The organism is Mesorhizobium sp. Mes31, from assembly GCF_024519675.1.
In the GTDB taxonomy this organism is placed as follows: domain Bacteria; phylum Pseudomonadota; class Alphaproteobacteria; order Rhizobiales; family Rhizobiaceae; genus Mesorhizobium.
In genome coordinates this window covers 196,257-220,506 of record NZ_JALJRL010000010.1, presented here as the reverse complement: position 1 = coordinate 220,506, position 24,250 = coordinate 196,257, and the positions used below count along the sequence as shown (strand labels likewise).

30 protein-coding genes and 1 pseudogene are annotated in these 24,250 nt (G+C 65.8%); 11 read left to right on the top strand and 20 right to left on the bottom strand.

All coding sequences use genetic code 11. From position 1 onward, the window contains the following. Positions 1 to 34 precede the first annotated feature (34 nt). Both NR193_RS18945 and NR193_RS18940 read left to right on the top strand, forming a co-directional pair. A complete protein-coding gene (locus NR193_RS18945) occupies positions 35 to 811 on the top strand; it encodes a pseudouridine synthase (RefSeq protein WP_256752299.1) in 777 nt (258 codons plus the stop codon). A gap of 104 nt (positions 812 to 915) precedes the next feature. Next, the gene (locus NR193_RS18940; protein WP_256752298.1) at positions 916 to 1,317 is read left to right on the top strand and encodes a VOC family protein; all 402 of its coding nucleotides are present in this window, start codon (positions 916 to 918) and stop codon (positions 1,315 to 1,317) included. Between the two features lie 34 nt (positions 1,318 to 1,351). On the opposite strand, the gene NR193_RS18935 is transcribed toward NR193_RS18940, so the two are convergent. Genes NR193_RS18935 through NR193_RS18925 form a run of 3 tightly spaced genes read right to left on the bottom strand, consistent with a single transcriptional unit; the run spans position 1,352 to position 2,936 of the window. Continuing rightward, a complete protein-coding gene (locus NR193_RS18935) occupies positions 1,352 to 1,933 on the bottom strand; it encodes a histidine phosphatase family protein (RefSeq protein ID WP_256752297.1) in 582 nt (193 codons plus the stop codon). Positions 1,934 to 1,961: 28 nt separating this feature from the next. Further along, a complete protein-coding gene (locus NR193_RS18930; RefSeq protein ID WP_256752296.1) occupies positions 1,962 to 2,711 on the bottom strand; it encodes a sulfite exporter TauE/SafE family protein in 750 nt (249 codons plus the stop codon). 21 nt (positions 2,712 to 2,732) lie between these two features. Continuing rightward, a complete protein-coding gene (locus NR193_RS18925; RefSeq protein WP_256752295.1) occupies positions 2,733 to 2,936 on the bottom strand; it encodes a hypothetical protein in 204 nt (67 codons plus the stop codon). 116 nt (positions 2,937 to 3,052) lie between these two features. On the opposite strand from NR193_RS18925, the gene NR193_RS18920 reads away from it, so the two are divergent. The 7 genes from NR193_RS18920 to NR193_RS18890 all read left to right on the top strand — a co-directional run bounded on the left by NR193_RS18920 (position 3,053) and on the right by NR193_RS18890 (position 8,864). Continuing rightward, positions 3,053 to 3,928, top strand: a complete 876-nt coding sequence (locus tag NR193_RS18920; protein ID WP_256752294.1) for a LysR substrate-binding domain-containing protein — start codon at positions 3,053 to 3,055, stop codon at positions 3,926 to 3,928. A 155-nt stretch (positions 3,929 to 4,083) separates the two neighbouring features. Then, on the top strand, positions 4,084 to 4,584 hold the full coding sequence (locus NR193_RS18915) for an Lrp/AsnC family transcriptional regulator (RefSeq protein WP_256752293.1): 501 nt from the start codon (positions 4,084 to 4,086) through the stop codon (positions 4,582 to 4,584). Next, positions 4,581 to 5,741 carry a saccharopine dehydrogenase family protein gene (locus NR193_RS18910; protein ID WP_256752292.1) on the top strand — a complete coding sequence of 387 codons (1,161 nt, stop codon included), beginning with the start codon at positions 4,581 to 4,583 and terminating at the stop codon, positions 5,739 to 5,741. The genes NR193_RS18915 and NR193_RS18910 overlap by 4 nt, the downstream gene beginning before the upstream one ends. Positions 5,742 to 5,845: 104 nt before the next feature. Next, positions 5,846 to 6,634 (top strand): ABC transporter substrate-binding protein, encoded by a 789-nt coding sequence (locus NR193_RS18905; RefSeq protein ID WP_256752291.1) that lies wholly within the window; start codon positions 5,846 to 5,848, stop codon positions 6,632 to 6,634. 117 nt (positions 6,635 to 6,751) lie between these two features. Then, positions 6,752 to 7,423, top strand: a complete 672-nt coding sequence (locus NR193_RS18900; protein WP_256752290.1) for an amino acid ABC transporter permease — start codon at positions 6,752 to 6,754, stop codon at positions 7,421 to 7,423. Next, positions 7,420 to 8,094, top strand: coding sequence for an amino acid ABC transporter permease (locus NR193_RS18895; protein ID WP_019859628.1), 675 nt, complete (start codon positions 7,420 to 7,422; stop codon positions 8,092 to 8,094). The genes NR193_RS18900 and NR193_RS18895 overlap by 4 nt, the downstream gene beginning before the upstream one ends. 26 nt (positions 8,095 to 8,120) lie before the next feature. Next, positions 8,121 to 8,864: an amino acid ABC transporter ATP-binding protein gene (locus tag NR193_RS18890; RefSeq protein ID WP_306280236.1), complete on the top strand. Its 744-nt coding sequence runs from the start codon at positions 8,121 to 8,123 to the stop codon at positions 8,862 to 8,864. A 188-nt stretch (positions 8,865 to 9,052) separates the two neighbouring features. On the opposite strand, the gene NR193_RS18885 is transcribed toward NR193_RS18890, so the two are convergent. After that, a complete protein-coding gene (locus NR193_RS18885; RefSeq protein WP_256752288.1) occupies positions 9,053 to 10,168 on the bottom strand; it encodes an alkene reductase in 1,116 nt (371 codons plus the stop codon). Positions 10,169 to 10,205: 37 nt separating this feature from the next. Further along, positions 10,206 to 10,496: a helix-turn-helix transcriptional regulator gene (locus NR193_RS18880; protein WP_256752287.1), complete on the bottom strand. Its 291-nt coding sequence runs from the start codon at positions 10,494 to 10,496 to the stop codon at positions 10,206 to 10,208. 295 nt (positions 10,497 to 10,791) lie between these two features. Here NR193_RS18880 and NR193_RS18875 point away from each other — a divergent pair. Next, positions 10,792 to 10,890: pseudogene (locus tag NR193_RS18875) on the top strand (polar amino acid ABC transporter ATP-binding protein); the annotation flags it as partial. A gap of 22 nt (positions 10,891 to 10,912) precedes the next feature. Here NR193_RS18875 and arsK read toward each other — a convergent pair. The 12 genes from arsK to NR193_RS18815 all read right to left on the bottom strand — a co-directional run bounded on the left by arsK (position 10,913) and on the right by NR193_RS18815 (position 20,472). Next, entirely contained in the window at positions 10,913 to 12,160 is a 1,248-nt protein-coding gene (gene arsK / locus NR193_RS18870) for an arsenite efflux MFS transporter ArsK (protein WP_256752286.1), read from the bottom strand. Beyond that, positions 12,153 to 13,583, bottom strand: coding sequence for an NAD(P)-binding domain-containing protein (locus tag NR193_RS18865; RefSeq protein WP_256752285.1), 1,431 nt, complete (start codon positions 13,581 to 13,583; stop codon positions 12,153 to 12,155). The genes arsK and NR193_RS18865 overlap by 8 nt, the downstream gene beginning before the upstream one ends. A gap of 44 nt (positions 13,584 to 13,627) precedes the next feature. Then, positions 13,628 to 13,948 carry a helix-turn-helix transcriptional regulator gene (locus tag NR193_RS18860; RefSeq protein WP_256752284.1) on the bottom strand — a complete coding sequence of 107 codons (321 nt, stop codon included), beginning with the start codon at positions 13,946 to 13,948 and terminating at the stop codon, positions 13,628 to 13,630. Between the two features lie 63 nt (positions 13,949 to 14,011). After that, positions 14,012 to 14,428: an arsenate reductase (glutaredoxin) gene (gene arsC / locus NR193_RS18855; protein ID WP_256752283.1), complete on the bottom strand. Its 417-nt coding sequence runs from the start codon at positions 14,426 to 14,428 to the stop codon at positions 14,012 to 14,014. Next, the gene (gene arsB, locus NR193_RS18850; protein WP_306280235.1) at positions 14,425 to 15,534 is read right to left on the bottom strand and encodes an ACR3 family arsenite efflux transporter; all 1,110 of its coding nucleotides are present in this window, start codon (positions 15,532 to 15,534) and stop codon (positions 14,425 to 14,427) included. Before arsB ends, arsC begins: the two co-directional genes overlap by 4 nt. Before the next feature lie 16 nt (positions 15,535 to 15,550). Continuing rightward, positions 15,551 to 16,060, bottom strand: a complete 510-nt coding sequence (locus NR193_RS18845; protein WP_256752282.1) for an arsenate reductase ArsC — start codon at positions 16,058 to 16,060, stop codon at positions 15,551 to 15,553. A 22-nt stretch (positions 16,061 to 16,082) separates the two neighbouring features. After that, positions 16,083 to 16,415: a helix-turn-helix transcriptional regulator gene (locus tag NR193_RS18840; RefSeq protein ID WP_256752281.1), complete on the bottom strand. Its 333-nt coding sequence runs from the start codon at positions 16,413 to 16,415 to the stop codon at positions 16,083 to 16,085. Positions 16,416 to 16,503: 88 nt separating this feature from the next. After that, a complete protein-coding gene (locus NR193_RS18835) occupies positions 16,504 to 17,202 on the bottom strand; it encodes an RES family NAD+ phosphorylase (RefSeq protein ID WP_256752280.1) in 699 nt (232 codons plus the stop codon). Next, positions 17,196 to 17,624 carry an MbcA/ParS/Xre antitoxin family protein gene (locus NR193_RS18830; protein WP_256752279.1) on the bottom strand — a complete coding sequence of 143 codons (429 nt, stop codon included), beginning with the start codon at positions 17,622 to 17,624 and terminating at the stop codon, positions 17,196 to 17,198. The genes NR193_RS18835 and NR193_RS18830 overlap by 7 nt, the downstream gene beginning before the upstream one ends. A 373-nt stretch (positions 17,625 to 17,997) precedes the next feature. Next, on the bottom strand, positions 17,998 to 19,431 hold the full coding sequence (locus NR193_RS18825; protein WP_256752278.1) for an aldehyde dehydrogenase family protein: 1,434 nt from the start codon (positions 19,429 to 19,431) through the stop codon (positions 17,998 to 18,000). A 161-nt stretch (positions 19,432 to 19,592) separates the two neighbouring features. Next, the gene (locus NR193_RS18820) at positions 19,593 to 19,976 is read right to left on the bottom strand and encodes an ACT domain-containing protein (RefSeq protein ID WP_256752277.1); all 384 of its coding nucleotides are present in this window, start codon (positions 19,974 to 19,976) and stop codon (positions 19,593 to 19,595) included. Between the two features lie 28 nt (positions 19,977 to 20,004). Continuing rightward, a complete protein-coding gene (locus NR193_RS18815; RefSeq protein WP_256752276.1) occupies positions 20,005 to 20,472 on the bottom strand; it encodes a GNAT family N-acetyltransferase in 468 nt (155 codons plus the stop codon). 321 nt (positions 20,473 to 20,793) lie between these two features. Between NR193_RS18815 and NR193_RS18810 the strand changes: the two genes are divergently transcribed. After that, positions 20,794 to 21,384 carry a cation transporter gene (locus tag NR193_RS18810; protein ID WP_256752275.1) on the top strand — a complete coding sequence of 197 codons (591 nt, stop codon included), beginning with the start codon at positions 20,794 to 20,796 and terminating at the stop codon, positions 21,382 to 21,384. A gap of 145 nt (positions 21,385 to 21,529) precedes the next feature. Here NR193_RS18810 and NR193_RS18805 read toward each other — a convergent pair whose 3' ends face one another. The 3 genes from NR193_RS18805 to NR193_RS18795 are packed head-to-tail and all read right to left on the bottom strand — an operon-like array spanning position 21,530 to position 24,161. After that, positions 21,530 to 22,138, bottom strand: a complete 609-nt coding sequence (locus NR193_RS18805) for a flavodoxin (protein ID WP_256752274.1) — start codon at positions 22,136 to 22,138, stop codon at positions 21,530 to 21,532. 22 nt (positions 22,139 to 22,160) lie between these two features. Further along, positions 22,161 to 23,150 (bottom strand): aldo/keto reductase, encoded by a 990-nt coding sequence (locus NR193_RS18800; protein ID WP_256752273.1) that lies wholly within the window; start codon positions 23,148 to 23,150, stop codon positions 22,161 to 22,163. 15 nt (positions 23,151 to 23,165) lie between these two features. Beyond that, a complete protein-coding gene (locus tag NR193_RS18795; protein ID WP_256752348.1) occupies positions 23,166 to 24,161 on the bottom strand; it encodes an aldo/keto reductase in 996 nt (331 codons plus the stop codon). Between the last annotated feature and the right edge of the window lie 89 nt (positions 24,162 to 24,250).

Here is a 24,250-nt window from a genome sequence, read left to right as displayed (position 1 = left end):
ATCTGTCGGCGTCAAAGGACCGATCCGAAACAAGATGACACCACGCCAGAAACAACCCGGAGGCAGGCCGCCCACCAGCAAGCCGCCCACCGTCAGGTCGGCCGGCGTCAGCCTCAACCGCGCGCTGTCGAAGCTTGGCCTGTGCTCGCGCACGCAGGCCGAGGTGCTGATTGCGGAAGGGCGCGTGAGGGTCGGCGGCAAGGTGGTGCGCGACGCCTCGCAGCGCGTCGACCTCAACCGCGACCGCATCGTGGTCGACGGCGAGCAGGTCGTTGCCGAGCGCAAGGTCTATCTGATGCTCAACAAGCCGCGCGGGCTGGTTACCACCCGCGAAGACCCGCAGCAGCGCGACACCGTCTATGCCTGCCTCGAAGGGCTCGATTTGCCCTTCGTTTCGCCGGTCGGCCGCCTCGACAAGGCCAGTGAAGGCCTGCTGCTGATGACCAACGACACCCGCTTCGCCAACCGGCTGATGGACCCGGCCTCGCATCTGCCCAAGACCTATCACGTGCAGATCGGCACCGTGCCCGACGAAGCGATGCTGGCGGCAATGCGCGCCGGCGTGACCGTCGATGGCGAGACCCTGACGGCAAACTCGATCGAGCTTTTGCGCAGCGGCGGCCGCACCGCATGGCTGGAGATCGTGCTCGACGAGGGCCGCAACCGTCACATCCGGCGCCTGCTCGCCGCCCACGACATCGAGGTCAAGCGCCTCATCCGCATCGCCATCGGCCGCCTGCAGCTCGGCGACCTCGCCAAGGGCACGACGCGGCATTTAACGCCGGAGGAGCTGGTGCTGGTGGGCGGGTAAACTGCCGCCTGTCTGGCCCGTATCCTGACGGGAAGCTGTCAGGAGGGCTCGTTTATAGATCGCTGATGGGCCGGTCGTGGCTCCAGCAATCAGGGAACAATGCGATGAATTTCGTCTCCGTCCGCATCATCACGTCCGACGTTCAGCGCCTGGTGCGCTTCTACGGTGAGATCACGGGCATGCCCGTGACGATGTACACGGAGGACTTCGCGGAACTGGCGACGCCGGCCTGCACGCTGGCGATCGGCAGCACGCGCACCTTGATGCTGTTCGGCGGCGACATCGCCCGCCCCGCCGACAACCATAGCGCCATCATCGAATTCCGTGTCGGCGACGTCGATGCGGAATTCGCCAGGCTGTCGGACGTCCTCAAGGACGCAACCGTGCAGAAGCCGACCACCATGCCCTGGGGCAACCGCTCGCTGCTGTTCCGGGACCCGGACGGCAATCTGGTCAACTTCTTCAAGCCCGTCACCGCCGAGGCGATCAGGAAGTTCGACAAATAGAATTAAACCGGCCAGCGCCCGGGCAGGGCTGGCCCTACTTCTGGTTCCACTTGCGAATGACCGGCTCCGCCAGATCATGCTCGTAGCCGAGCACGCTGATGCTGGCCGTATCGAGCACGAACAGCGCGCCGCCTTCGGGCGGCAGGCCGATCCAGCGCGCCGCCAGCACGCGCAGGAAATGCGCGCTGGAAAACACCAGTATGTCGGCATTGGCCTTGCGCAATTCCGCGACGATCCTGTCCGCCCGGGCACCGACATCGGCCGCCATCTCGCCTTGCGGACAGCCATCGCGGAACACGGTCCAGCCCGGCCGCTCGGCCAGGATCTGCCTGGTCGTCAGCCCCTCATAGGCGCCGTAGTCCCATTCCTGCAGATCGTCCTTCCTGACGCTTTCAGCGCCGAAGCCGGCGAGCACGCTGGTGGTGTAAGCGCGCTGCGACGGGCTCGACCACACGGCGGAGAACGACAGGCCTTTCAGGCGATCCGCGACGCCCCGCGCCGCCGCCTCGCCGGCGGTCGTCAGCGGTATGTCGGTACGGCCGGTGTGCTGCCCCGAAAGGCTCCACGCCGTCTCGCCATGCCGGACAAGGTGGATCTGCGGAAACGCGCTGCTCATGCGATGCCTTTCGTTGCTGTTTCCAGCTTTAGCGCAGCGTCTCCAGCGAAAGATAGAGGCCCAGCACCAGCAGCCCGGCGAGGAACACCATGCGGAAGGTCTCGATGCTCATCCGCTGGCGCAGCGCCTGGCCGATGAACATGCCGGCCAGCGCCGGCACCAATGCCGCGATCGACCCCGCCAACTGCGCCGTCGGCGACGCCAGCGCGCCTTCCCTCAACAGCCCGATGGCAAGGGCCGCCGTCGACACGGTGAAGGACAGGCCGAGCGCCTGGACCAGGTCTTCCCTGTCCAGCCGCAGCGATTGCAGATAGGGCACGGCCGGGATGACGAAGACGCCGGTGGCGCCGGTGACCAGCCCTGTCGCCACGCCGACCAGCGGCGACAGCCAGGCCTCATGGCGCGCCGGTGTGGTGAAGCCGGGCCTGGCCAGTCCGACGAAGGCATAAAGCACCAGCGCCACGCCGAGCCCCGCCGAGGCCACGCCCGTATGCGTGCCGGTGAGCAGGCCCGCGCCGGCGACGGTGCCGAGCACGACGCCGGCCATCATCGTCCACAGCCGCTTGCACAGGCCGCCGAAGGATGGACCGGTCAGCAATTGCCACAGATTGGTGACCGCCGACGGGATCAGCAGCAGGGCGGCGGCCTCGACCGGCGGCATCGTCACCGCCAGCAGCCCCATCGCCACGGTCGGCAGTCCCATGCCGACGACGCCCTTGACGAAGCCGGCGGCGAGGAAGACGAGGCCGACCCAGGCGATGACGCCGGCGCTCAGCATGATCGCATCTTCGGGACAGGATCAGTCATGCAGCAACATGTCCGGGGCTTCAGGATCTGGGCTGGGGTTTGCCGGCGTGGCATCGCGGCTGACGGGAGCAGCCGCCGTCGCGCATCCCCTCGGGCCGGGCTCCGCCCGCGCCGCCGCAAGGCAGGCCACGGCGAGGGCCAGCACGATCGCCATGCTTTCAAGAATGCCGGACCGGCCAGATGTTCGTTCGCTCATCGCACACCTCCATCGCAAATGGTTTGACGAAGATGCCGGCCGGCCACAATGTGGAAGTCGCGGTGTCAGCCTTCGGTCTGGACGAAGGCTGACAGAGGCAGCAGGAGCAAAAAAAGATGCGCTTCGATCTGGTCGATCTCCGGCTGTTCCTGCTGGTGGCCGAGCGCGGCAGCATCACCCATGGCGCCGAACTTGCCGGGCTCGCGCTGGCTTCGGCCAGCGCCCGCATCAAGGGCATGGAGGAGCGCTTGGGCGTGCCGCTGCTGGAGCGGCGGCGGCGTGGCGTGGTGCCGACGGCGGCCGGACAGGCGCTGCTGCACCATGCCAGGGCGGTGCAGAACCAGATCGAGGCGATGGCCGGCGACCTCGGCGCCTATGCCGAAGGCCTGCGCGCCCGCGTGCGGCTCGCCGCCAACACCGCCGCCACGGCCGAACTGCTGCGCGACACCCTGCCGGCCTTCCTCGTCGCGCATCCCCGCATCGACATCGACCTCGACGAGCGTCCCAGCCACGAGATCGCCGAAGCGGTGGCCAGCGGCGCCGCCGACCTCGGCATCGCCGCGAGCTGGGCCGGCCTTGCGCATCTCGAGCAGAAACCGTTCTTCGTTGATCGACTGGTGGTGATCGCCGCGCGCAACTGGCCGGGGCTGCCCGGCCTGCGTGCCGCCGGCCTCGCGGACGTCCTCGGCGAGTCCTTCGTCGGTCTGGGCGCCGGGCATGCGCTGCAGGAGCACATCACGCGCCAGGCCGCGCGCCTTGGCGGCCATCTGCATGTCCGCATCCGCGTGCCTGGCCTGGACAATGTCTGCCGGCTCGTCGCGCAAGGCGCCGGCATCGCCATCGTGCCGGAAAGTGCCGCGCGCCGCTCAGCCCGCACGCTGCGCAGCCTGCGGCTGACCGACGACTGGGCGACGCGCCAGCTCAACCTCTGTGCCCGCCGCTTCGACGAGCTGACGCCGCAGGCAAAACTGCTGGTGGCAGCGCTGGCCTGAAGCCGAGCCAGCGCCCGCAACCGCGCGCGGGCGACGCCGACATGTCCCCATCAGCGTGGAATCATTGCCTTGCTTTTCAAAAATCTGTGACGTAGCTTGTTTGCATATAGGCAAAGAAATTGCCGATCTTTTTTCTTTTTATGAAAGACTGACCTTTGCGGGAACATCTCGATCTGACTGACCGGCGGCTGGTCAAACAGCTGTCGCAGGACGCGCAGCCGGGCATCAACCGCATTGCCGAGCTATTGGCGATTTCGGTGCCGACGGTGCGCTCGCGGCTGCGCAATTTGCTCGACCGCAACCTGCTCAAGATCGTCGGGCTGCTGAACCTGACCGAGCGCCCCGAGCTGATCTCGGCCATTGTCGGCATCAATGCCCAGGGGCGCGGCCGGGCCCGCGAGCTGGCGCAGCGCATTTCCGAACTGCCCTTCGTCAACTCGGCTTCGGTGGTCACCGGGCGCTTCGACATCATCGTCGACGTGACCGTGGCCGGTGACGTCGCCGACCTCTACCGCGTCACCAGCGAGCTGATCCCGGGCGCCGGCGAGCCGGGCGAAGTCGTGCGCAGCGAGACCTTCGTCGTCATGGCGTCCTGCAACAAATGGGTCAGCCTGCCGGAAGGCTGCTGGTCGGACGACCGCAAGGAGCCGGCATGAAGATCGCGGTTCTCGGAGGCCTCGGCCTGCAAGGCCGGGCGGCGATCGCCGATCTGGTCGCCAGCGGCGTCGATGAAGTGGTTTGCGTCGACACGGCACCTGATGGTGCGGCCCGGCTTGGCGGCCTGACCGACCTTGCCCGCGTGCGCTTCGTCGTGCCCGAGGGCGCCATCGGCCCGGCTGTGGCCGGCGTGCTGGCGGATGTCGACGCCGTCATCGACCTGTTGCCGCAGCCGCTGATGCGCGAGGCGGTCCAGGCCGCGATCGCGACGCGCACGCCGCTGGTCACCACCAATTACGGCAAGGCCATCGCCGATCTGGCGCCGGCCGCCGAACAGGCCGGTGTCCCGATCATGACCGAATGCGGGCTCGACCCCGGCATCGACCTTGTGCTCTACGCGCGCGCCGCGAAGCAGTTCGACTCCATCACATCAATCGATTCCTATTGCGGCGGCATCCCCGAGCCGAAGGCGATGGCCAAGCCGCTGTGCTACAAGGTGAGCTGGAACTTCGACATGGTCCTGGTCAGCCAGAACCGCGACAGCGTGATGATCGAGGACGGGAAACGCGTCGAGGTGCCGGCCGCCCGCCAGCACGACAGTCATTTCATCCACGAGATCGAGGTCGCCGGCCTCGGCCGGCTGGAAGCCTTCCCCAATGGCGATGCGCTGCACTATGTCGAGATGCTCTCCGCCGCCAAGGGGCTGCGCCGTTCGGGCCGCTACACGCTGCGCTGGCCCGGATGGTCGGCGTTCTGGGCGCCACTGAAGGAGCTCGGCTTCCTCTCCGATGACAAGATTGCCGGCACCACTGTCAGCCCGCGCGAATTCCTCGGCCGGCTGCTCGGGCCGCAATTGCAGTACGGCCCCGGCGAGAAGGACCTGTGCGTGATGCGCAACGTCTTCTCCGGCCTCGAAGGCGGCCGCGCCAAGACGGTGACATCGGACCTGATCATCGAGCGCGACCTGGCTTCGGGCCTGTTCGGCATGAGCCTCGGCGTCGGCTATCCCGCCAGCATCGTGGCGCAGATGCTGGCGCGGCGCGAGATCACCGCACCAGGCTTGCTCAATCCGCTGCTGCATGTGCCCGACGGACCCTTCTTCGACGAGCTGGCCAAGCGGGGCATCAAGGTTGCCGAGACGGTGGCCTGGGACTGAGGATTTTCGAACGGTGGCCGCCGCCGGCAATGGCGCCCGCCGTTCAAAAAAGGAGCCCAAGGGAATCCGCGGGCAAACAACAACCACAACGGGAGGAATGCCACATGAAGATTGCCAGACTTTTCATCGCCGGACTTGCGCTCGCGGGGCTCACCACTGCAGCCAGTGCCGGAGCGCTCGACGACATCACCAAGCGCGGCGAACTGCGCGTCGCCGTACAGACTCAAGGTCCCCCCTTCTCGCTGGTCGGCGCCAATGGCGAACGCACCGGCAGTTCGGTTGAACTCGCCGAACTGATGGCCAAGGAAATGGGCGTCAAGATCACCTTCCTTGACTTCGACTGGGACGGCCTGATCCCGGCGCTGCTTTCGGGCAAGGCCGACCTGCTGGTCGCCGACATGACGCCGACGCTGGCGCGCGGCATGAAGGTCGCCTTCACCACGCCTTACATGTATACGGGCAGCACCGTCTTCACCAAGGCCGACAGCAAGTTCAAGACCACCGAGGACTGCAAGGCCAAGGGCACCAAGATCGCCGTGCTGTTGGGCGCCACCGGCGAGAAGGAAGCCAAGACGGCCTTCCCCGATGCCGACATCAAGAGCTACAAAGGCGGCGGTCCGCTGCTGCTCGACGCCGTCAACAACGGCCAGGCCGATTGCGGCGTCAACGACGTCTCGGCGGTCAAGGGCCAGTCGACCGCCTACCCGGCCGGCACCTTCACCATCATGCCGGACCTCTTGTCGAAGGAGCCGCTTGCCTTCGCCACCCGCTATGACGAGCCGGACCTGTTGATCTGGATGAACCTGTTCCTCAACCAGGTCAGCATCGACGGCCGCCTGCAGAAGAACCTCGACTACTGGGTCAATTCCGACGCCTGGAAGAAGGATCACTAAGCAGCGATAGATCCACGCGGTTTCGCGCGCGCCTTCGGCGCCGCGAAGCCGCCTGGAATTCGCTTCGTCACTTGCTTCGTCCGTCGCCCTTGGGCGCCTCAGGGAATTCACCCAACGATGCTCGAGAACTTCAGCTTCCGCACCATCGTCGAATACCTGCCTCTGTTCGGGCAGGGCCTGATCACGACCGTCTGGCTGTCGGCGCTGTCCTTTGTCGGCGCGCTCGCCGTCGGCATCGTGCTGTGCGCCATGAACCTGCAGCGCGGCTGGCTGTTTCGCGCGCCTGCCAAGGCCTATGTCGACGCCGTGCGCGCCACGCCCCTGCTGGCGCAGCTCTATTTCCTCTATTTCGGCCTGCCCCGGCTCGGCTTCGTCCTGCCAGAATTGGTCGTCGGCATCCTCGCGCTGTCGCTGAACAGCGGCGCCTATGTCGCTGAAATCATTCGCGCCGGCATCCTGTCGATCTCGCGCGGCCAGGTCGAAGCCAGCGTCGCCTCGGGCATGACCTACGTCCAGCGCATGCGCCTCGTCATCCTGCCGCAAGCCTTCAAGGTGACGATCCCGCCGCTGCTCGGCCAGGCGATCGTGCTGGTCAAGGATTCGGCGCTGCTGTCGCTGATCTCGGTCGCAGAGCTGACGCGCGCCGGCCAGTTGCTCGCCTCCGACCGCTTCATGCCGGCGGAAGGGTTTCTCACCATCGCCGCTTTCTACCTCTTGCTCTATTACTGCCTGAAGGGACTGGCAGTTCTGTCCAGCCGCTGGCTCGGCAGGGCGGGGGCGCGCACATGATCTGGCAACAGTTCCTCAGCCTCGCCGGCTCCTATCCCCTCGCCTTGCGCGGCCTCGGCATGACGGTGGTGCTGTCGCTGATCAGCCTGGTGCTCGGCACCCTGCTCGGCTTCGGCCTCGGCATCTTGCGGACCGGCGGCAACCGGCTGATCAGCTCGGTGATCGGCGCCTGGGTCGACCTGATCCGCGGCACGCCGTTCCTGGTGCAGATCTTCCTGATCTTCTTCATCCTGCCGGAGTTCGGCATCGAGCTCGACGCCTTTACCGCCGGCATCATCGCGCTGACCAATCTGGCCGCCTGCTTCATCTGCGAGATCGTCGCCGCCGGCATCCGCTCCGTGCCGACCGGCCAGGTCGAGGCGGCACTGGCGTCGGGCCTGTCGCGCTGGCAGCGCATGCGCCAGGTGGTGCTGCCGCAGGCGATGCGCATCGTGCTGCCGCCGCTGGTCGGGCAATATGTGCTGCTGATCAAGGATTCCTCGGTCGTCTCGGCGATCGGGCTCACCGACCTCACCCGCGTCGGCTGGCTGGTGGTGCAGCGTGTGCCGAACGGCCTGCTGGTGTTCTTCCTCGTCGGCGTCGGCTATTTCATCGTCTGCTATCCCCTGATCATGCTGGCCCGCCGGCTCGAACGCCGCATGGGCGCGGCCCATGGCGAGGTGCAATTGTGACATCGAATCCCAAAAGGCCAGAAAGCATGACGAGAACCGGCATGATCGACTTTCGCGGCGTCAACAAATGGTTCGGCGCGCTCAACGTGCTGAAGGACATCACGCTCAGCGTCGAGCCGCGCGAAGTTGTCGTCGTCTGCGGCCCGAGCGGCTCGGGCAAGAGCACGCTGATCCGCTGCATCAACGGCCTGGAGACGATCAAGGACGGCGATCTCATTGTCGACGGCCAGCGCCTGGGCGACCCCGCCACCAACATGACGCAGTTGCGCACCGAGATCGGCTTCGTCTTCCAGTCGTTCAATCTCTACCCGCACAAGACCGCGCTCGAGAACGTCACGCTCGCCCCGATCCATGTCCGCAAGATCCCGCGCCCCGAGGCCGAAAAGGCCGGGCGCGAATTGCTGGCCAAGGTCGGTCTCGCCGACAAGGTCGACGCCTACCCGGCGCAGCTTTCCGGCGGCCAGCAGCAGCGCGTGGCGATCGCGCGCTGCCTCGGCATGCGGCCCAAGATCATGCTGTTCGACGAACCGACCTCGGCGCTCGACCCCGAGATGATTTCCGAAGTGCTCGATGTCATGGTGGCGGTCGCCGAGGAAGGCATGACCATGATGGTGGTGACGCATGAGATGGGCTTTGCCCGCAAGGTCGCCCAGCGCGTGGTGTTCATGGACGCCGGCGCCATCGTCGAAAGCGGCACGCCGGACGAGTTCTTCTCGCACCCGAAGACAGATCGCAGCCGGGCCTTCCTGAGCAAGATCCTCAGGCATTGAGGGCGGCGACAGGGAGCGCCTTCTCGGCGCTCCCCGTCAATCAGTCCGACCGTCGTGCCAATCGAAGAATGGTGTTGCCTTGCAACGGATCCGTACGCCGTCCGGGCCGAATGTCATGGGTCGTCGCGACAGGCCGACCGGCTGCCCCTCCGCTGCGGGCGAAAGGGCAAACCGTCCGGTTGGATAGCTCAGGCTGCCGTCGGATAGTCCGTATAGCCCCTGGCGTCGCCGCCATAGAAGGTCGCCTTGTCGGGGGCGTTGAGTTCGGCGTTCCGCTTCAGCCGGCTGACGAGGTCGGGATTGGCGATGAACAGCTTGCCGAACGCGACAAGGTCCGCCTTGCCGTCGGCAACGGCCTTTTCGGCCAGTTCCTTGTCATAGCCATTGTTCACCAGCCAGGCGCCTCGTCCGCCCGCCTTGTGATAGGTGGCCTTCAGTTCCGCGTAGTCGAACGGCTTGTCGCCCTGGCTGAAGTCGCGCGCGCCGCCGGTCGCCCCTTCGACGATATGGATATAGGCGAGGCCGCGACGGCCCAGGCCCTCCACCACGTGGTTGAACAGCGGCTGCGGATCGGCATCCGAAGTGTCGTTGGCGGGCGTCACCGGCGACAGCCTGATCCCCGTCCTGCCGGCGCCGACAGCATCCGCGACCGCGTCGACCACCTCGAACAGGAAGCGCGTCCGGTTCTCGATCGACCCGCCATAATCATCGGTGCGATGGTTGGTGCCCGAGCGCAGGAACTGGTCGACGAGATAGCCATTGGCGCCATGGATCTCGACGCCGTCGAAACCCGCTACCTCGATCGCCGCCTTGGCGGCGCGGCGAAAATCGTCGACGATGCCGGGAATTTCGGCCGCATCGAGCGCGCGCGGCTCGGAGGTCTCGACGAACTCGCCGCTGCCATCCGGCTTGACCAGGAAAGTCTTGGACTTTGCCCTGATCGCCGACGGCGCCACCGGCTTGCCGCCGCCGGGCTGCAGCGTATCGTGCGAGATGCGTCCGACATGCCAGAGCTGGACCACGATCTTGCCGCCGGCTCTATGGACCGCGTCCGTGACGCGCTTCCAGCCGGCAAGCTGGTCGGCCCCATAGAGGCCGGGCACGTCGGCATAACCCTGGCCCTGATGGCTGATGGCGGTGGCCTCCGTCACGATCAGCCCGGCCGTGGCGCGCTGACCATAATAGGTGACCGAGAGGTCGCCGGGTACCGCATTGGGTGAGCGATTGCGCGTCAGCGGCGCCATGACGATGCGGTTCGCCAGCGCCAGGTCGCCAACCTGCAGCGGATCAAAGAGTGTAGTCATGAGAAAAAGCCTTTCACGGGGGGATGGGGGAGGATCGTCAGAGATCGGACAGAGCGGCCTGGAAGGCGGCGATGGTTTCTTCGTTGCGCTTGTAGAACACCCATTGGCCGACCCGCCGTGTGGTGACGAGGTCGGCCGACGCCAGCGTCGCCAGATGTGCCGAAACGCTGGACTGCGCCAGGCCGCGATTGTCGAACTGGCTGGCGCAGACGCCCATTTCGAGTGGATGCGCCTGCGCGGCGAAGTGCTGTTCGGGCTCCTTCAACCACGCCAGCACGTCCCGCCGAAACGGATGCGCCAGCGCCTTCAATATGATGTCGTGGTCCATCTTCACCTGCATCGATCTCAACCGATATATAGATCGGGTAGAGACGATATGGCAGGAAAACCATTCCATTCTTGCCGGCGATCGGAGAAAACGGCTGTCCCCAATGGCACGGTGCCGGAATCAATGCCTCGGGCGCGGAGGCCCGTATCCGCGGACGGGCGTGTGCGAACGCTTCCTCGGGACGGGCAAGCGCCGTGATGCCATGCGCTCACCGGCGTCGGCGCCGGCGGCACTTCGACGGCGGGGTCGAACGCGATGCGGATTTTGCTGGGAAAGGACAGGTCGGGCCGGAACCGCCGGCGCCATCGTCGAAAGCGGCACCCCGGACGAGTTCTTCTCGCACCCCAGGACCCACCGCAGCCGGGCTTTTCTAGGCAAGATACTCAGGCATTGAGGATACCGCACCCCGACGCGCTTCAGGCCGCCTCTTCCGGACTGCCGCCAATCGCGAACGCGACCCGGCCGGTGCGCCGTCTCAAAAGCGCGATGGCGAGGAAGGCGATCACGCCGGTCGCGGCGACGACCGCCAGCACCCACAGCGAATTGGCGACGGATGTCCGCGCCATCATGAAGGCGAGCGCGAACGGCGCGAAGGACGATGTGAACTGGCGGGCCGCACTCGCCCAGCCCAGCCGCGCGCCATAGCCTTCGCGGCCGAAGAGCTCCAGCGGCAAGGTGCCGCCGACGATGCTGGTGAGGCCGGAGCCGAGGCCGAACAGGAACACGAACAGGAAAGCGCCGGGCAGCCATGGCGTGGTCAGCAGCAGCGCGCACAGCCCGGCTGTGAGCAGCGATGCGGCGATGACGGCGAGATGCGTTTGCTGAAGGCGCCCGCCAAACAGCATGTTGACCAGCCGGCTGGCGACCTGCGCCGGCCCGAACAGGGTCGAAACGAAGAGGCCGGCGGTGCCCAGCCCAAGTGCCGCCGTCAGCGGCACCATGTGGATGAGGATCGCCGACAGCACGAAACCCTCGGTGGCGAAACCCGCCAGCATGAGGAGAAACGCCACCCGTCCGCCCCGCGCATCGAGCGGCGCGCCCGCTTCATGCGCCAGGGCTCGTCCCTCGCCTTGCGGCGCGGCCGTCGCGTGGCGGCGCGACAGGCGCATCAGCCAGGCGTGGATCGGCAGGCAGAGCCCGAGATTGAGCGCCGCGAACAGCAGATAGACCTCGCGCCATGTCAGATGGGCATGCAGCGCCGAGGTCAGCGGCCAGAACAGGGTCGAGGCGAACCCCGCGATAAGCGTCAAATGGGTGATGCTGCGTTGCGGCCGGGGGACTCCGATCTGCACGATCGCCACGAAGGCGGCGCTGTAGAGGACGAAACTGGAAGCCAGCTCCATCGCCAGCAGCGCGAGAACGAACGTCACCCGGCCGGGCGACACGGCGCACAGCGCCAGCGCCGTGGCCGCCGCGACCGAGCCGATGGTCATGATGCGCCCGGCGCCGAAGCGGTCGGCCCAGCGCCCCGCCGTCGGCGCGAACAGGCTGCCGGCGAACAGCGAGGCGGACAGGGCGCCGAACACCCAGCCTTGCGTGAGGTTGAATTCCCTGGCCATGGCCGGCGCCAGGATCGAGAAGCTGTAATAGAGCGTGCCGTAGCCGATGATCTGGGTCAGCCCGAGCCCCCAGATCGCCTTGCGCAGGAAAGACCGGTCAGGCATCGACGCCGGCCGCCACGGCTTTTCTCGCCTCGGTGCCGGTCGGCACGGTTGCGCAGCCGCAGCCCGATGCGCCACTTGCCTTGGCGTCGGCATCCCTGACACAGCAGGCATCGACACTGGCGGGGGCAGGGCCGCCGCAGCAGCCGGCACGGTCCTCTGGTCCCGCCACGACATCGGCGCTGCACACGCCGGTCTCGGGCAGCACCAGATGCACCTCGCGGGCCGCAACATGGTCGCCGGCAATGTCGGCGACCACGGAGCGGACCTGCTCGTAGCCGGTCGCCATCAGGAAGGTCGGGGCGCGGCCGTAGGATTTCGAGCCGACGATGGTGAAGCCGGGTTCGGGATGGGCAAGCTCCGTGATGCCATGCGCCGGGACCGTGCCGCAGGAGTGAAAATTCGGATCGATCAGCGGCGCCAGCGCCGGTGGCGCTTCGACAACGGGATCGAGCGCAATGCGGATTTCGCCGAGGAAGGACAGGTCGGGCCGGAAGCCGGTGGTGACGACGATACGGTCGACGAAAAGGCTGAACGGCTTGCCGGCCAGGCTGGCGTCGACGGCGAGCCCCTCGCCCTGCATTGCGATGCCGTTGACGGCGAAAGGCGCCAGCATGTTCAGCCGGCCATCCGCCATCGCCTGCTTGGCGGCCAGACCAAGCGCGCCGCGTTCCGGCAACTGGTCGTTCAGCCCGCCGCCAAGCAATCTCTCGACGCTGCCGTGGCGCAACGCCCAGAAGATCTCGGTGCCCGGTGCCGCGGCCCGCAGCTCCATCAGCGCCAGCGCGACATTGATGGCCGAGTGGCCGCCGCCGATGACGAGGACGCGCTTGCCCGCATAGTCTTTTCTCGCCTTGCCGACCACGTCGGGAATGCCATAGGCGATGCGCGCCGCGGCCGCGCCTTCGCCGGGAACCGGCAACCCGTCGACGCCGATCGGGTTCGGCCGCCACCATGTTCCGGACGCGTCGATGACGGCGCGGGCGAGAACGCGGTGCTCGCCGCCGGCATCGCGATAGCGGATGACGAAGGGGGCGTCCTTGCGTCCCTCATTGGCGACCTTGTCATGTCCCTGGCGGGTGATCGCGGTGACCTCGGCGCCGAGCTTCAGATTGTCGGCGATAGCGGGAAGTGCGGCGAGCGGCGCCAGATAATCGCGCACGATCTCGCCGCCGGTCGGCAGGCCCCGCAGGGCCGGCGCCGTCCAGCCGGAGCGGTCGAGCAGCGCCCGCGCCGCCGCGTCGATATTGTATTCCCAAGGCGAGAACACCCGCACATGGCCCCATTCGAGCAGTGCCGCGCCAACGCTTTCGCCGCGTTCCAGGATGAGCGGGCGGATGCCGCGTTGGATGAGATGCGCGGCGGCGGCGAGACCGACCGGGCCCGCGCCGATTACCGCGACGGGAAGGTTTGCCATCATGTCCATTGGTTCGATCCTTCCGGTATCTTCGAATTATTGGGGCAAAAAAATCAAGCCAGCGCCTTGCCGACGGCGGGCGCGCAGCTGGCATCGGCGCAGCACTCGTCGGCGAGATAGCCGATCAGTGCATTCATGCCGGGATAGTTGGCGCGGCAGATCAGCGTCGTCGCTTGCCGCTCCTGCGTCACGAGGCCGGTGTCGACCAGCCGCTTGAGGTGATGCGACAGCGTCGAGGACGGAATGTCGAGCTTGCCCTGGACGCTGCCCACGGGCAGCCCGCCCTCGCCGGCGCGCACCAGGATGCGGTAAAGCTGAAGCCGCGTCGGGTTGCCGAGCGCTTCGAGCTGGGAGGCTGCTTTTTCGAGTTTCATGGAAATAAGCTACGCGGCGTTTTTCGAGCCGTCAACCCTATTTCGAAAAATATGGAAATATGATCAGCCGGCGCGCTTGCCCGCGATGACCACCTCGCCATCCTCCTTGGTGAACGCGCCGATCTGCGGGTTGGGCAGGATGTCGAGCACCTTTTCCGACGGCCGTGCCAGCACGACACCGAGCGGGCTGACCACGATCGGCCGGTTGATCAGGATCGGATGCGCCAGCATGAAATCGAGCAGCTCGTCATCGGACCATTTCGGATCGGCTAGGCCGAGTTCGGCATAGGGCGTGCCCTTCTCGCGCAGCAACTCGCGCGGTGTCATGCCCATCGCCGCGATCAGGTCGAGCAGTCTTTGCCGTGACGGCGGCGTCTTCAGATATTCGATGACCTCCGGCTCCTCGCCGGACTGCCGGATGATCGCCAGCGTGTTGCGCGACGTGCCGCAGGCCGGATTGTGATAGATGATGACGGTCATTTCGCGGCCCTCTCCGTCGACATGGTGTTGCTGACGGCGGCGCCCTCTTCGTACCAGCCCTTGCTGCGGTTGACGATCCACACCACCGACAGCATGACCGGAACCTCGATGAGGACGCCGACGACGGTCGCCAGCGCCGCCCCCGAATTCAGCCCGAACAGGGCGATCGCCGCCGCCACCGCCAGTTCGAAGAAGTTCGACGCGCCGATCAGCGCCGATGGCCCGGCCACGCAGTGCCGCTCGCCTGTGATGCGGTTGAGCAGATAGGCGAGGCCGGAGTTGAAATAGACCTGGATCAGGATCGGCACCGCCAGCAGCGCGATCACCAGCGGCTGCGCGATGATCTGCTCGCCCTGGAAGCCGAACAGCAGCACCAGCGTCGCCAGCAGGGCAACCAGTGACAAGGGCTGCAGCGCGGCCAGCAGCGCATCGAGCCCGCCCTGCCCCTTCGCCGCCAGCAGCCGGGCGCGGACCAGCTGCGCGACGATCACCGGCAGGACGATGTAGAGCGCCACCGACAGCACCAGCGTGCCCCATGGCACGGTGATCGCCGACAGGCCGAGCAGCAGCCCGACGATGGGCGCGAAGGCGACGATCATGATCGCGTCGTTGAGCGCCACTTGCGACAGCGTGAAATTCGGCTCGCCGCGCGTCAGGTTCGACCAGACGAACACCATTGCCGTGCAAGGGGCCGCGGCCAGGATGATCAGCCCGGCGATGTAGGAATCGATCTGCGCGGCCGGAAGCCACGGCCGCAACAGCCAGCCGATGAAGAGCCAGCCCAGCAGCGCCATCGAGAACGGCTTCACCGCCCAGTTGATGAACAGCGTCACGCCGATGCCGCGCCAATAGGTGCCGACGCTGGCCAGCGAGGCGAAATCGACACGCAACAGCATCGGCACGATCATCAGCCAGATCAGCACGGCGACGGGAATGTTGACCCTGGCGATCTCGGCCGCCGCGATGGCGCCGAACACCCCTGGCAGCCAATGGCCGAGCGCCACACCTGCGACGATGCACAGCGCCACCCACACCGTCAGGTATTTCTCGACGAAGCCGATGCCGGGGCTCGGCGCCTCGCCAGCGTTCAGAGCGTGATCGGTCATGATTGGGTTCCTTGGCTCAGCCGGCCTTCGGCAGGTTGCGGCCGATCTCGTCCAGCCGCTTCTGCAAGGCGAGCTTGTCGACCATGTTCACCGGCAAACTGACGAAGGTCGAGATCCGGTTGTTGAGCATGCGGTAGGCTTCGGCGAAGGCGAGATGCTTTTCGGCCTCCGTGCCTTCCACGGCAGCGGGATCGGGAATGCCCCAATGTGCCGTCATCGGCTGGCCTGGCCAGATCGGACAGGACTCATTGGCGGCGTTGTCGCAGACCGTGAAGACGAAGTTCATCTCCGGCGCGCCGGGAACCGCGAACTCTTCCCAGCTCTTCGAGCGGGCGAAAGACGTGTCGTAGTTGAGGCTTTTCAGCAATTGCAGCGCGTAAGGATGCACCTCGCCTTTCGGCTGCGATCCGGCCGAATAGGCCTTGAACTTTCCGGTGCCGACACGGTTGAGGATCGCTTCGGCAAGGATCGACCGGGCCGAATTGCCGGTGCACAGAAACAGGACGCTGAATGTCGGATTGCTCATCGGCGATTGCTCCCACACAAGATTAACAGCCGCATGCCACGGCATTGATGACGGGACGGCAGAGCTCCGGCGCGCCGTTGCAGCAGTCTTCCATCAAGTAGGCCAAAAGGTCGCGGAAGCCGGTCATGTCGGCGACGTAGCGCACGGTCCGGCCGTCGCGTTCGGGGCGGATCAGCCCGGCATGGGCCAGCACCTTCAGATGCGCCGACATGGTGTTCTGGACCGTATCCAGCCTCGTGGCGATCTCGCCCGCCGCAATGCCTTCCGGCCCGGCGCGCACCAGCAGCCGGAAGACATCCAGCCGTGTCTCCTGGCCAAGCGCGGCCAGCGCCTTCAACGTGCCTTTTTTATCCATATATCCGAATCCTTGGATTTATGGATCTGTGGATATCGACTTTGTCGCGATCTGTAAAGCGATCTGGAGGCGGCGCTCTGGCCTGCCATTACACGACCGCCAGCACCTTTCCCGTATCGTGCTGGCGCACGAAATCCACGCGGGCGCCGTCCCAGTGGTAGCTGTAATGCCGGCCCTGGACCGGAACGGTGATCGCGTCCGGCCAGAAGATACCGATGCAGCCCCCGCCCCGCCTGCGCACGCTGGTCCACACCAGCCCGTCGCTGCCGGCGGCCCGCAGGGCCCGCCCTTCCGCCTGCGACGCCGTGTAGTCGTCCGGGTCGAGCACGCCGGGCACCGCGTTCACATCGTCGAGGTCGCGGTCGACGCTGCCGATCAGCACGCGGAAATCCGCCGTCCAGCCCGCATCCTCGTTGGTGGCGCGCATGAATTTCTGATGGTGGTGGATGGTTTCGGCCAGCGCCACCTCCTCGCTGTCGCCGGCATAATAGATCCCGTAGCTGCCATCCGAGAACCGGCCAGGCCGCAGCGTCGAACAATGCACGAAGGGCGCCATCACGAAGCTGGCACCGGGGCCGGAAACCCGCCTTGCGGCCGGCACCTTGCCGAGGTCGCCGAGTTCGAGCCGGATGCGCGGGTTCGTCTTCTCCTCGACGGCGGCCAGCGCCTCCCAGTCGCGCGGGTCGGCAATGTCCTCGAAGAGGTCGATCGGGGGATGGATGGAGCGGATGATGCGGAAGGTCTGGTGCCAGTCGACGCGGCGCCGGACCGCAAGCCCACTCACCATGCACCACGCTCCGCATCGAGCCATTCGCGCATCGCGGCGAGATCGGCGATTTCTCCGCGCAACATCAGGTCGAGGGCCGACTGGCCGCCGAACGTGGCATTGGGCTTGCGGATCCAGGCGTAGCCGCGCGCCGGCTCCTTGAACAGGTAGCGCAGGCCCTTGTGGATGCCCATCAGATGCGCCATGCGGGTGCGCAGGTCGCGGTCGATCCTGCCGATGCCGCCTTCCTTCCAGCGGGCCCCAGTCTTCCAACGTGCCCAAGTGCGCGCCGACATGCCGCCGAGCAGGATGCAGGCCTCGCCATCGGTGAGATTCCAGGCCTTGAACAGGTTGACCGTGGTGCGCGCCAGCGCGCCCGCCTCGTCGTCGGTGATGACGCTGCCAACCGTGGACGGTGTCGTGACAATGGGCTGAAGCTGCATTTTGCTCCCTCGCTATTGGCAGAGATATAGCATGTATTTGCCAAATGGCAAGGATGAGGTCGCAGGGCAACGCCTTTCTGATCAATGAACGTTCCGAACTTGTAAGGGAGACTGCCAATCGCCGAGCCTAGTGCCGCCCCTCACCTGCCTGCCGGCATCCTCTCCCCGTATAGTGACGGGGAGAGGGGCGCTATCATCGCTGGTTTCGCCAATCACCAGCGTTGCAAGTAGGGCGCCAGCATTGCGCCAGCCCCTTCTCCCCGTCACTATACGGGGAGAAGTGCCCGGCATGGCGATGAGGGGCGGCGCCCACCTTCGCAATGGTCCGGCTCCAACAGGCCGAGTGCCGTGTCGAACGGACGGCGCGCGCTGCCTACTCCGCCGCCTCATAACCCGCGATGCCCTTGATCTCGAGGAAATCCTCGAGCCCGTATTCGGCATATTCGCGGCCATTGCCCGACTGCTTGTAGCCGCCGAACGGCAGGCCGGCGTCCCAGGTCGGGTAATTGATGTAGACATTGCCGGAGCGCATGCGCGCCGCCACGTCGCGCGCCTTCTTGATGTCCTTGGCCTGGATGTAGGAGGCCAGGCCATAGACGGTGTCGTTGGCTTGCTTGACCGCCTGTTCGACGGTGTCATAGGGCATGATCGCCAGCACCGGCCCGAAGATTTCCTCGCGCGCGATGCGCATGTCGTGCGTGACGTCGGCGAACACCGTCGGCCGGATGTAATAGCCGCGGTTGAGTTCTGCCGGCCGGCCGGGACCGCCCGCCACCAGCGTGGCGCCTTCGTCGATGCCGCTCTGGATCAGGTCCTGGATCTTGTCGAACTGGACCTGGCTGACGACAGGGCCAAGCTTGGTGTTGGCGCCGTCAGCGGGGCCGACGGTGAACTTTTCCGCCGCTGCCTTGGCATAGCCAGCCGCCTCGTCGTGGCGGTCGCGCGGCACGAACATGCGCGTCGGCGCGTTGCAGGACTGGCCGCTGTTGCCGAAGCAGCCGGCGACGCCCTTGGTGACGGCGGTGGCGAGGTCGACATCCGGGAACAGGATGTTGGCCGACTTGCCGCCAAGCTCCTGATGCACGCGCTTGACCGTGTCGGCGGCGGCCTTGGCCACCAGGATGCCGGCCCGCGTCGAGCCGGTGAACGACATCATGTCGATGTCGGGGTGGCTGGACAGCGCCTGGCCGACGCCCGGACCGTCACCGTTGACGAGGTTGAAGACGCCCTTCGGCACGCCGGCCTCGTCGATGATCTCGGCGAAGATGATGGCGTCGAGCGGCGCGATTTCGGAAGGCTTCAGCACCATGGTGCAGCCGGCGGCGAGTGCCGGACCGACCTTGCAGGTGATCTGGTTCAGCGGCCAGTTCCACGGCGTGATCAGGCCGACGACGCCGATCGGTTCCTTGACGATCAGCGACGAGCCCTTGACGTGGCGGAACTGGAACGACTTCAGCACTTCGGCCATCTTCTGCAGATGCGCCAGCCCGACACCGACCTGGCTGTCGAGCGCGAACTGGCGCGGCGCGCCCATCTCGCGCGACACGGCCAGCGCCAGATCGGCGCTGCGCTTCTTGTAGACCTCTATGACACGGTTCAGGATATCGAGCCGCTCTTCGACCGACGTGAAACCGAAAATGTTGAAAGCGCGCTTGGCGGCGGCCACCGCCTTGTCGACATCGGCCTTGGAGCCCAGCGAGATCTGCGCGAAAACATCCTCGTTCGACGGATCGATGACATCGAGCGTGTTGGGCACGACAGGATCGACCCACGCGCCATCGATATAGAACTGCAGATTGTGTGACATGGTTTTCTCCCTTGGGGGTGCGCCGCGTGGCCGTGCCGACCGTCATATCTGGCCAGAAATAACGATGCACAAACGGCGCTGTCAAACGCAACCCCCGAAGTGGTTGAGCCAGCGCGCCAGTCGTTGAGCCAGTGGCCAGCACCAGGCCTGGTGAGGATGGACTACAGCAATTTATGTCCAGCCTCGACCAGAAGTCGCCTCGCGGCGGCCTGATCCGTCGCTTTCACCAGAAGATGGTCGCCATCGAAGGTGGACACCACGAAGATGCCCAACCCGTTTTCCGACAACGGCCTGATGACCGACAGCACGATACCGGTTTCGCCGAAGGCAAACGGTCCTTCGAATTTGAATGCGACCCAGTCGCTGTCCTGCCTGACGGCATCCGGCACGCGATCCTGCAGGCAGACGATCGAAAGTTCGACGTCGGTCCTGGTGATGCTGACGAAGCCGGGCCCGTCCGCCCAACTGGGAATGGCGTCGCCCGGCTCCAGCCGCGAAATCGCGTAAAGCCTGGGAAGTTGCTTCAATCTGATCCTGGCAGTCATTATCGGGTTCCGCCCTTCCGATTGCCGGCTATTGCGCCAGTTTCTTGCTCATATAGACCGTCATACCGCCCATGAATGGCTCTTCGCGGTCGATCACATAGCCGTGCCGTTTGTACAGCGATACATTGGCCTCGAAGGCGCCATTGGTCAGCAGGCGAAGCTCGCTGCGGTCCGCTTCAATCGCCCTGCGCTCGGCCTGTTCCAGCAGCAGCCGGCCGATCCCCCTGCCCTGCGCCAGCGGCGCGACGCAGACATTCTCGATCCAGAGATGATCCTCGGCCAGCATGGTTTCGATCATCCCGACAATGCGGTCCTCCTCGACGGCGAGATCGAACGGATGCCCGGCAACGGCCTTGTCGTAGTCGGCGCGCATCGGCAGCGGCTCGCGGCCGATCACCGGCACCCACTTGGCGTAGGCGGCGCGCACGATGTCCCTGATGGCTGCGGCATCAGCGGGTTCGGCCGGCCGAAGCCGGATGGAAGTATCGATGGTCATCACAATGCTCCAGACATGGAAAACCCCGCCGGGGTGTCGCGGGCGGGGCTGGGAAACGAACGAACCGGATCTATCAGGCCGGTCTTTGTCGTCGCGCGATCAGCTTGCCGCTCCGCACTGTGCGGGAACGGCGTCGCTTGGTGTTGGCGGGCGCAAGGACGAGCATGGCGTCAAGCTGGAACAGGAGCAGCGGCGCTGTCAAGACGGCCGCTCGACCGGTAATGTCCCATATCGGCGGCGCGGTCCTGGCCTTCAGGCCCGCCGAGCATGGAATCGCTCTATATGCCTTGCCGTAACGGCAATTGATCGATGGAACAAGATATGACCGGGACGCTGAACAAGACGGTGCGGATGGTCGCCATCCTGAACCTTGGCTATTTCGGAATCGAGTTTGCCGTAGCCGTCTGGATCGGTTCGGTATCGCTGTTCGCGGACAGCATCGATTTTCTCGAGGATGCCTCCGTCAACCTGCTGATCATGGTCGCGCTGGGCTGGACCATCCGCAATCGAGCACGGCTCGGAATGGCGCTGGCGGGGGTACTCCTGGTCCCGGCCTTGGCAACACTTTGGACGGCCTGGGAGAAGTTCAACGTTCCAATTCCGCCAGCGCCCGTTCCACTGACGCTGACCGCCGCTGGCGCGATCCTCGTCAACCTGTCATGCGCGCTCATGCTCGCTCGCTATCGGCATCACAGCGGCAGCCTCACCCACGCAGCATTCCTGTCGGCGCGCAACGATGTCCTGGCGAATGTCGCAATCATCGCCGCCGGCCTGGTCACGGCATTTGTGTGGAACTCGGCTTGGCCGGACATTGTCATCGGTCTTGCAATCGCCGTCATGAATGCGGACGCCGCCCGCGAGGTTTTCACCGCCGCGAGACGCGAGTTCGCGGAAAGCCAGAGTCCAAGCTGAGACACTGCCATCCGATCCGGGCACGATCCTTGTGCCCTCGATACTCCTGCGCCGTCGGCCGAACAGGATCACGCTGATGATGTGGCCGCTCTTTTGCGCGGCAACGCGGCCGCGATGCCATAGAGCACGCCCTTGATGTGGTGGCTCAGCCGGGCACTTCGACCTTGCCGAGCCAGCGTGTGACCTGTTCCAGCGTCTCGCGCTCCTGGTCGCACTGTTTGGAAAAGCCTTCGATGAGTCGCGCCCCTGGCGCATGGTCGGCGAGGACCTTCAGGCTCTGCCCGATTCCGTAGCCGCCATGGGTGATGAACGGCACCAGTGTCTTGCCCGACAGATCGTGTTTCGCCAGGAAGGAGCGGATCACCGCGGGCGCGGTCATGCCCCAGATCGGAAATCCCAGGAACACCGTCTCGTAGGATCCGATATCCGGCACCGTGGCTGCGAGCGGCGGTTCGAAACCGGACACCCGCTGCTGTTCCGCCACCGCGACCTGCTCCTCATAGTCTTCCGGATAGGGATCGACGGTGCGGATCTCGAAAATGTCCGTTCCGAGAGCCCGGCTGATCTGTCGCGCGATGACACGCGTGTTGCCGGTGCGGGTGTAGTACGCCACCAGGACCTTGGCGCCGCCCGCTTGCCGCGCGTTCGACGCGGTGGCGGGCCGGCTCGATCCGGCGCCCAATCCAGCACTCAGTGGCAATGCAAGCGCGGTCATGAGCGCACCTCGTCTTGAAAACAGGCCTGACTGGCTCATCTCGCTCTCCCTGGCGCGTGACTCAGCGATCGATCCTTGCCGCCTGTTGCGGGGAGTAGCGCTCGCCCCGCACGGCAATTGCCGAGACCACATTCTCGATGTTGGCAAGGTCGTCCGCGGTCAGCGCAACGGCGGCCGATCCGATGTTCTCCTCGAGGCGATTGAGCTTCGTGGTGCCGGGGATCGGAACGATCCACGGCTTCCGCGCCAGCAGCCAGGCGAGCGCGACCTGCGCCGGGGTCACCTTCTTCCCGGCCGCGATCGCGACGATCGCATCGACCAGTGCCTGGTTCGCTCGCCTGGCGTCCTCCGCAAAACGCGGGACGGTGTTGCGGAAGTCGCTGCTGTCGAACGTCGTGCTGGCGTTGATGGCGCCGGTGAGGAAGCCTTTGCCCAACGGGCTGAAGGGCACGAAACCGATCCCCAGTTCCTCGAGGATCGGCAGGATCGCCTCCTCGGGTTCACGCCACCACAGCGAGTATTCGCTTTGCAGAGCCGCGACCGGCTGCACCGCATGCGCGCGACGGATGGTGCGCACGCCCGCCTCGGAGAGGCCGAAATGCTTGACCTTGCCCTGGCTGATCAAGTCCTTCACCGTGCCGGCCACCTCTTCGATGGGCACGACCGGATCGACGCGGTGCTGATAGAGGAGATCGATGTGGTCGGTTCTCAGCCGTTTGAGCGAGGCCTCGACGACGTCGCGAATATGCTCCGGCCGGCTGTCCATGCCGTCATGTCCGGCCGTACCGGCGATGTCGATGCCGAACTTGGTGGCGATCACCACCTGGTCGCGGATTGGCTGCAGCGCCTCACCGACGACCTCCTCGTTCTTGAACGGGCCATAGACCTCGGCGGTGTCGAAGAAGGTGACGCCGCGCTCGAACGCGGAGCGGATCAGGCGGACGGCATCCGGCGTCTCCATCGGTTGCCCGTATGACTGGCTCATCCCCATGCAGCCCAGCCCGATGGCCGAGACTTCGAGACCGCTTGTTCCAAGTGTGCGCTTCTGCATTGTTGTTCTCCTTTCCTAGCGGTTCGTCATGTCCAGCACCGCTTGCGGCAAGCGAGCGCCCTTCAAGGTGATCCGCGAGGCGGCCTCGTCGATATCCCTGAGTTCCTCCGGCGCAAGCGCGATGGCCGCGGATCCGAGGTTCTCCTCCAGACGGTGCAGCTTGGTGGTGCCAGGGATCGGCACGATCCACGGCTTCTGGGCCAGCAGCCAGGCAAGCGCGATCTGCGCCGGGGTGGCGCCTTTCGCCGCCGCCACAGTGCGCAGCAAATCGACCAGCGCTACGTTCGCCTTCAGCGCCTCGGGGGCAAAGCGGGGCACACTGGCGCGGAAGTCGGTGCTGGCGAACGTCGTGTTCGCATCCATCTTGCCCGTCAGAAAGCCTGCTCCCAGCGGGCTGAAGGGAACGAAACCGATGCCGAGCTCCTCCAGCGTTGGCAGGATCTCCGCCTCGGGCCCCCGGTACCACAGGGAGTATTCGCTCTGCACCGCCGTGACCGGGTGGACGGCGTGCGCGCGCCTGATTGTCTGCGCGCCGGCTTCGGAGAGCCCGAAATGCTTGACCTTGCCTTCCGCGACCAGCGCCTTCACCGCGCCGGCGACATCCTCGATCGGCACGTCAGGGTCAACGCGATGCTGATACAGGATATCGATGCGATCGGTCCCGAGGCGCTTCAGCGAAGCCTCCGCGACCGCCCTGATGTGGTCCGGTCTGCTGTTCAGGCCGCCGCTGCGCTCACCCGTTTCGAGGTTGATGTCGAAGCCGAACTTGGTGGCAATCACCACTTTGTCCCGCAACGGTGCCAGCGCTTCGCCCACCAGCTCCTCGTTGGCGAACGGACCATAGGCTTCGGCCGTGTCGAACAAGGTTACGCCAAGGTCCACCGCTGTCCGCAGGAGGGCGATCATATCGCCCCTCACGGCCGGCGGACCGTAGGCCGAGGTCATGCCCATGCAGCCGAGCCCGAGAGCCGAGACTTCCAGGCCGCTGTTTCCGAGTGTGCGTTTTTGCATTTTCTTGCTCCTTTCGATTCCTGTTGGACGCCGTCGGCCTGCCCCTGCGCTCAGGCGTTCGCGCAGGTCGCAACCGGCTGCGCCGCCTT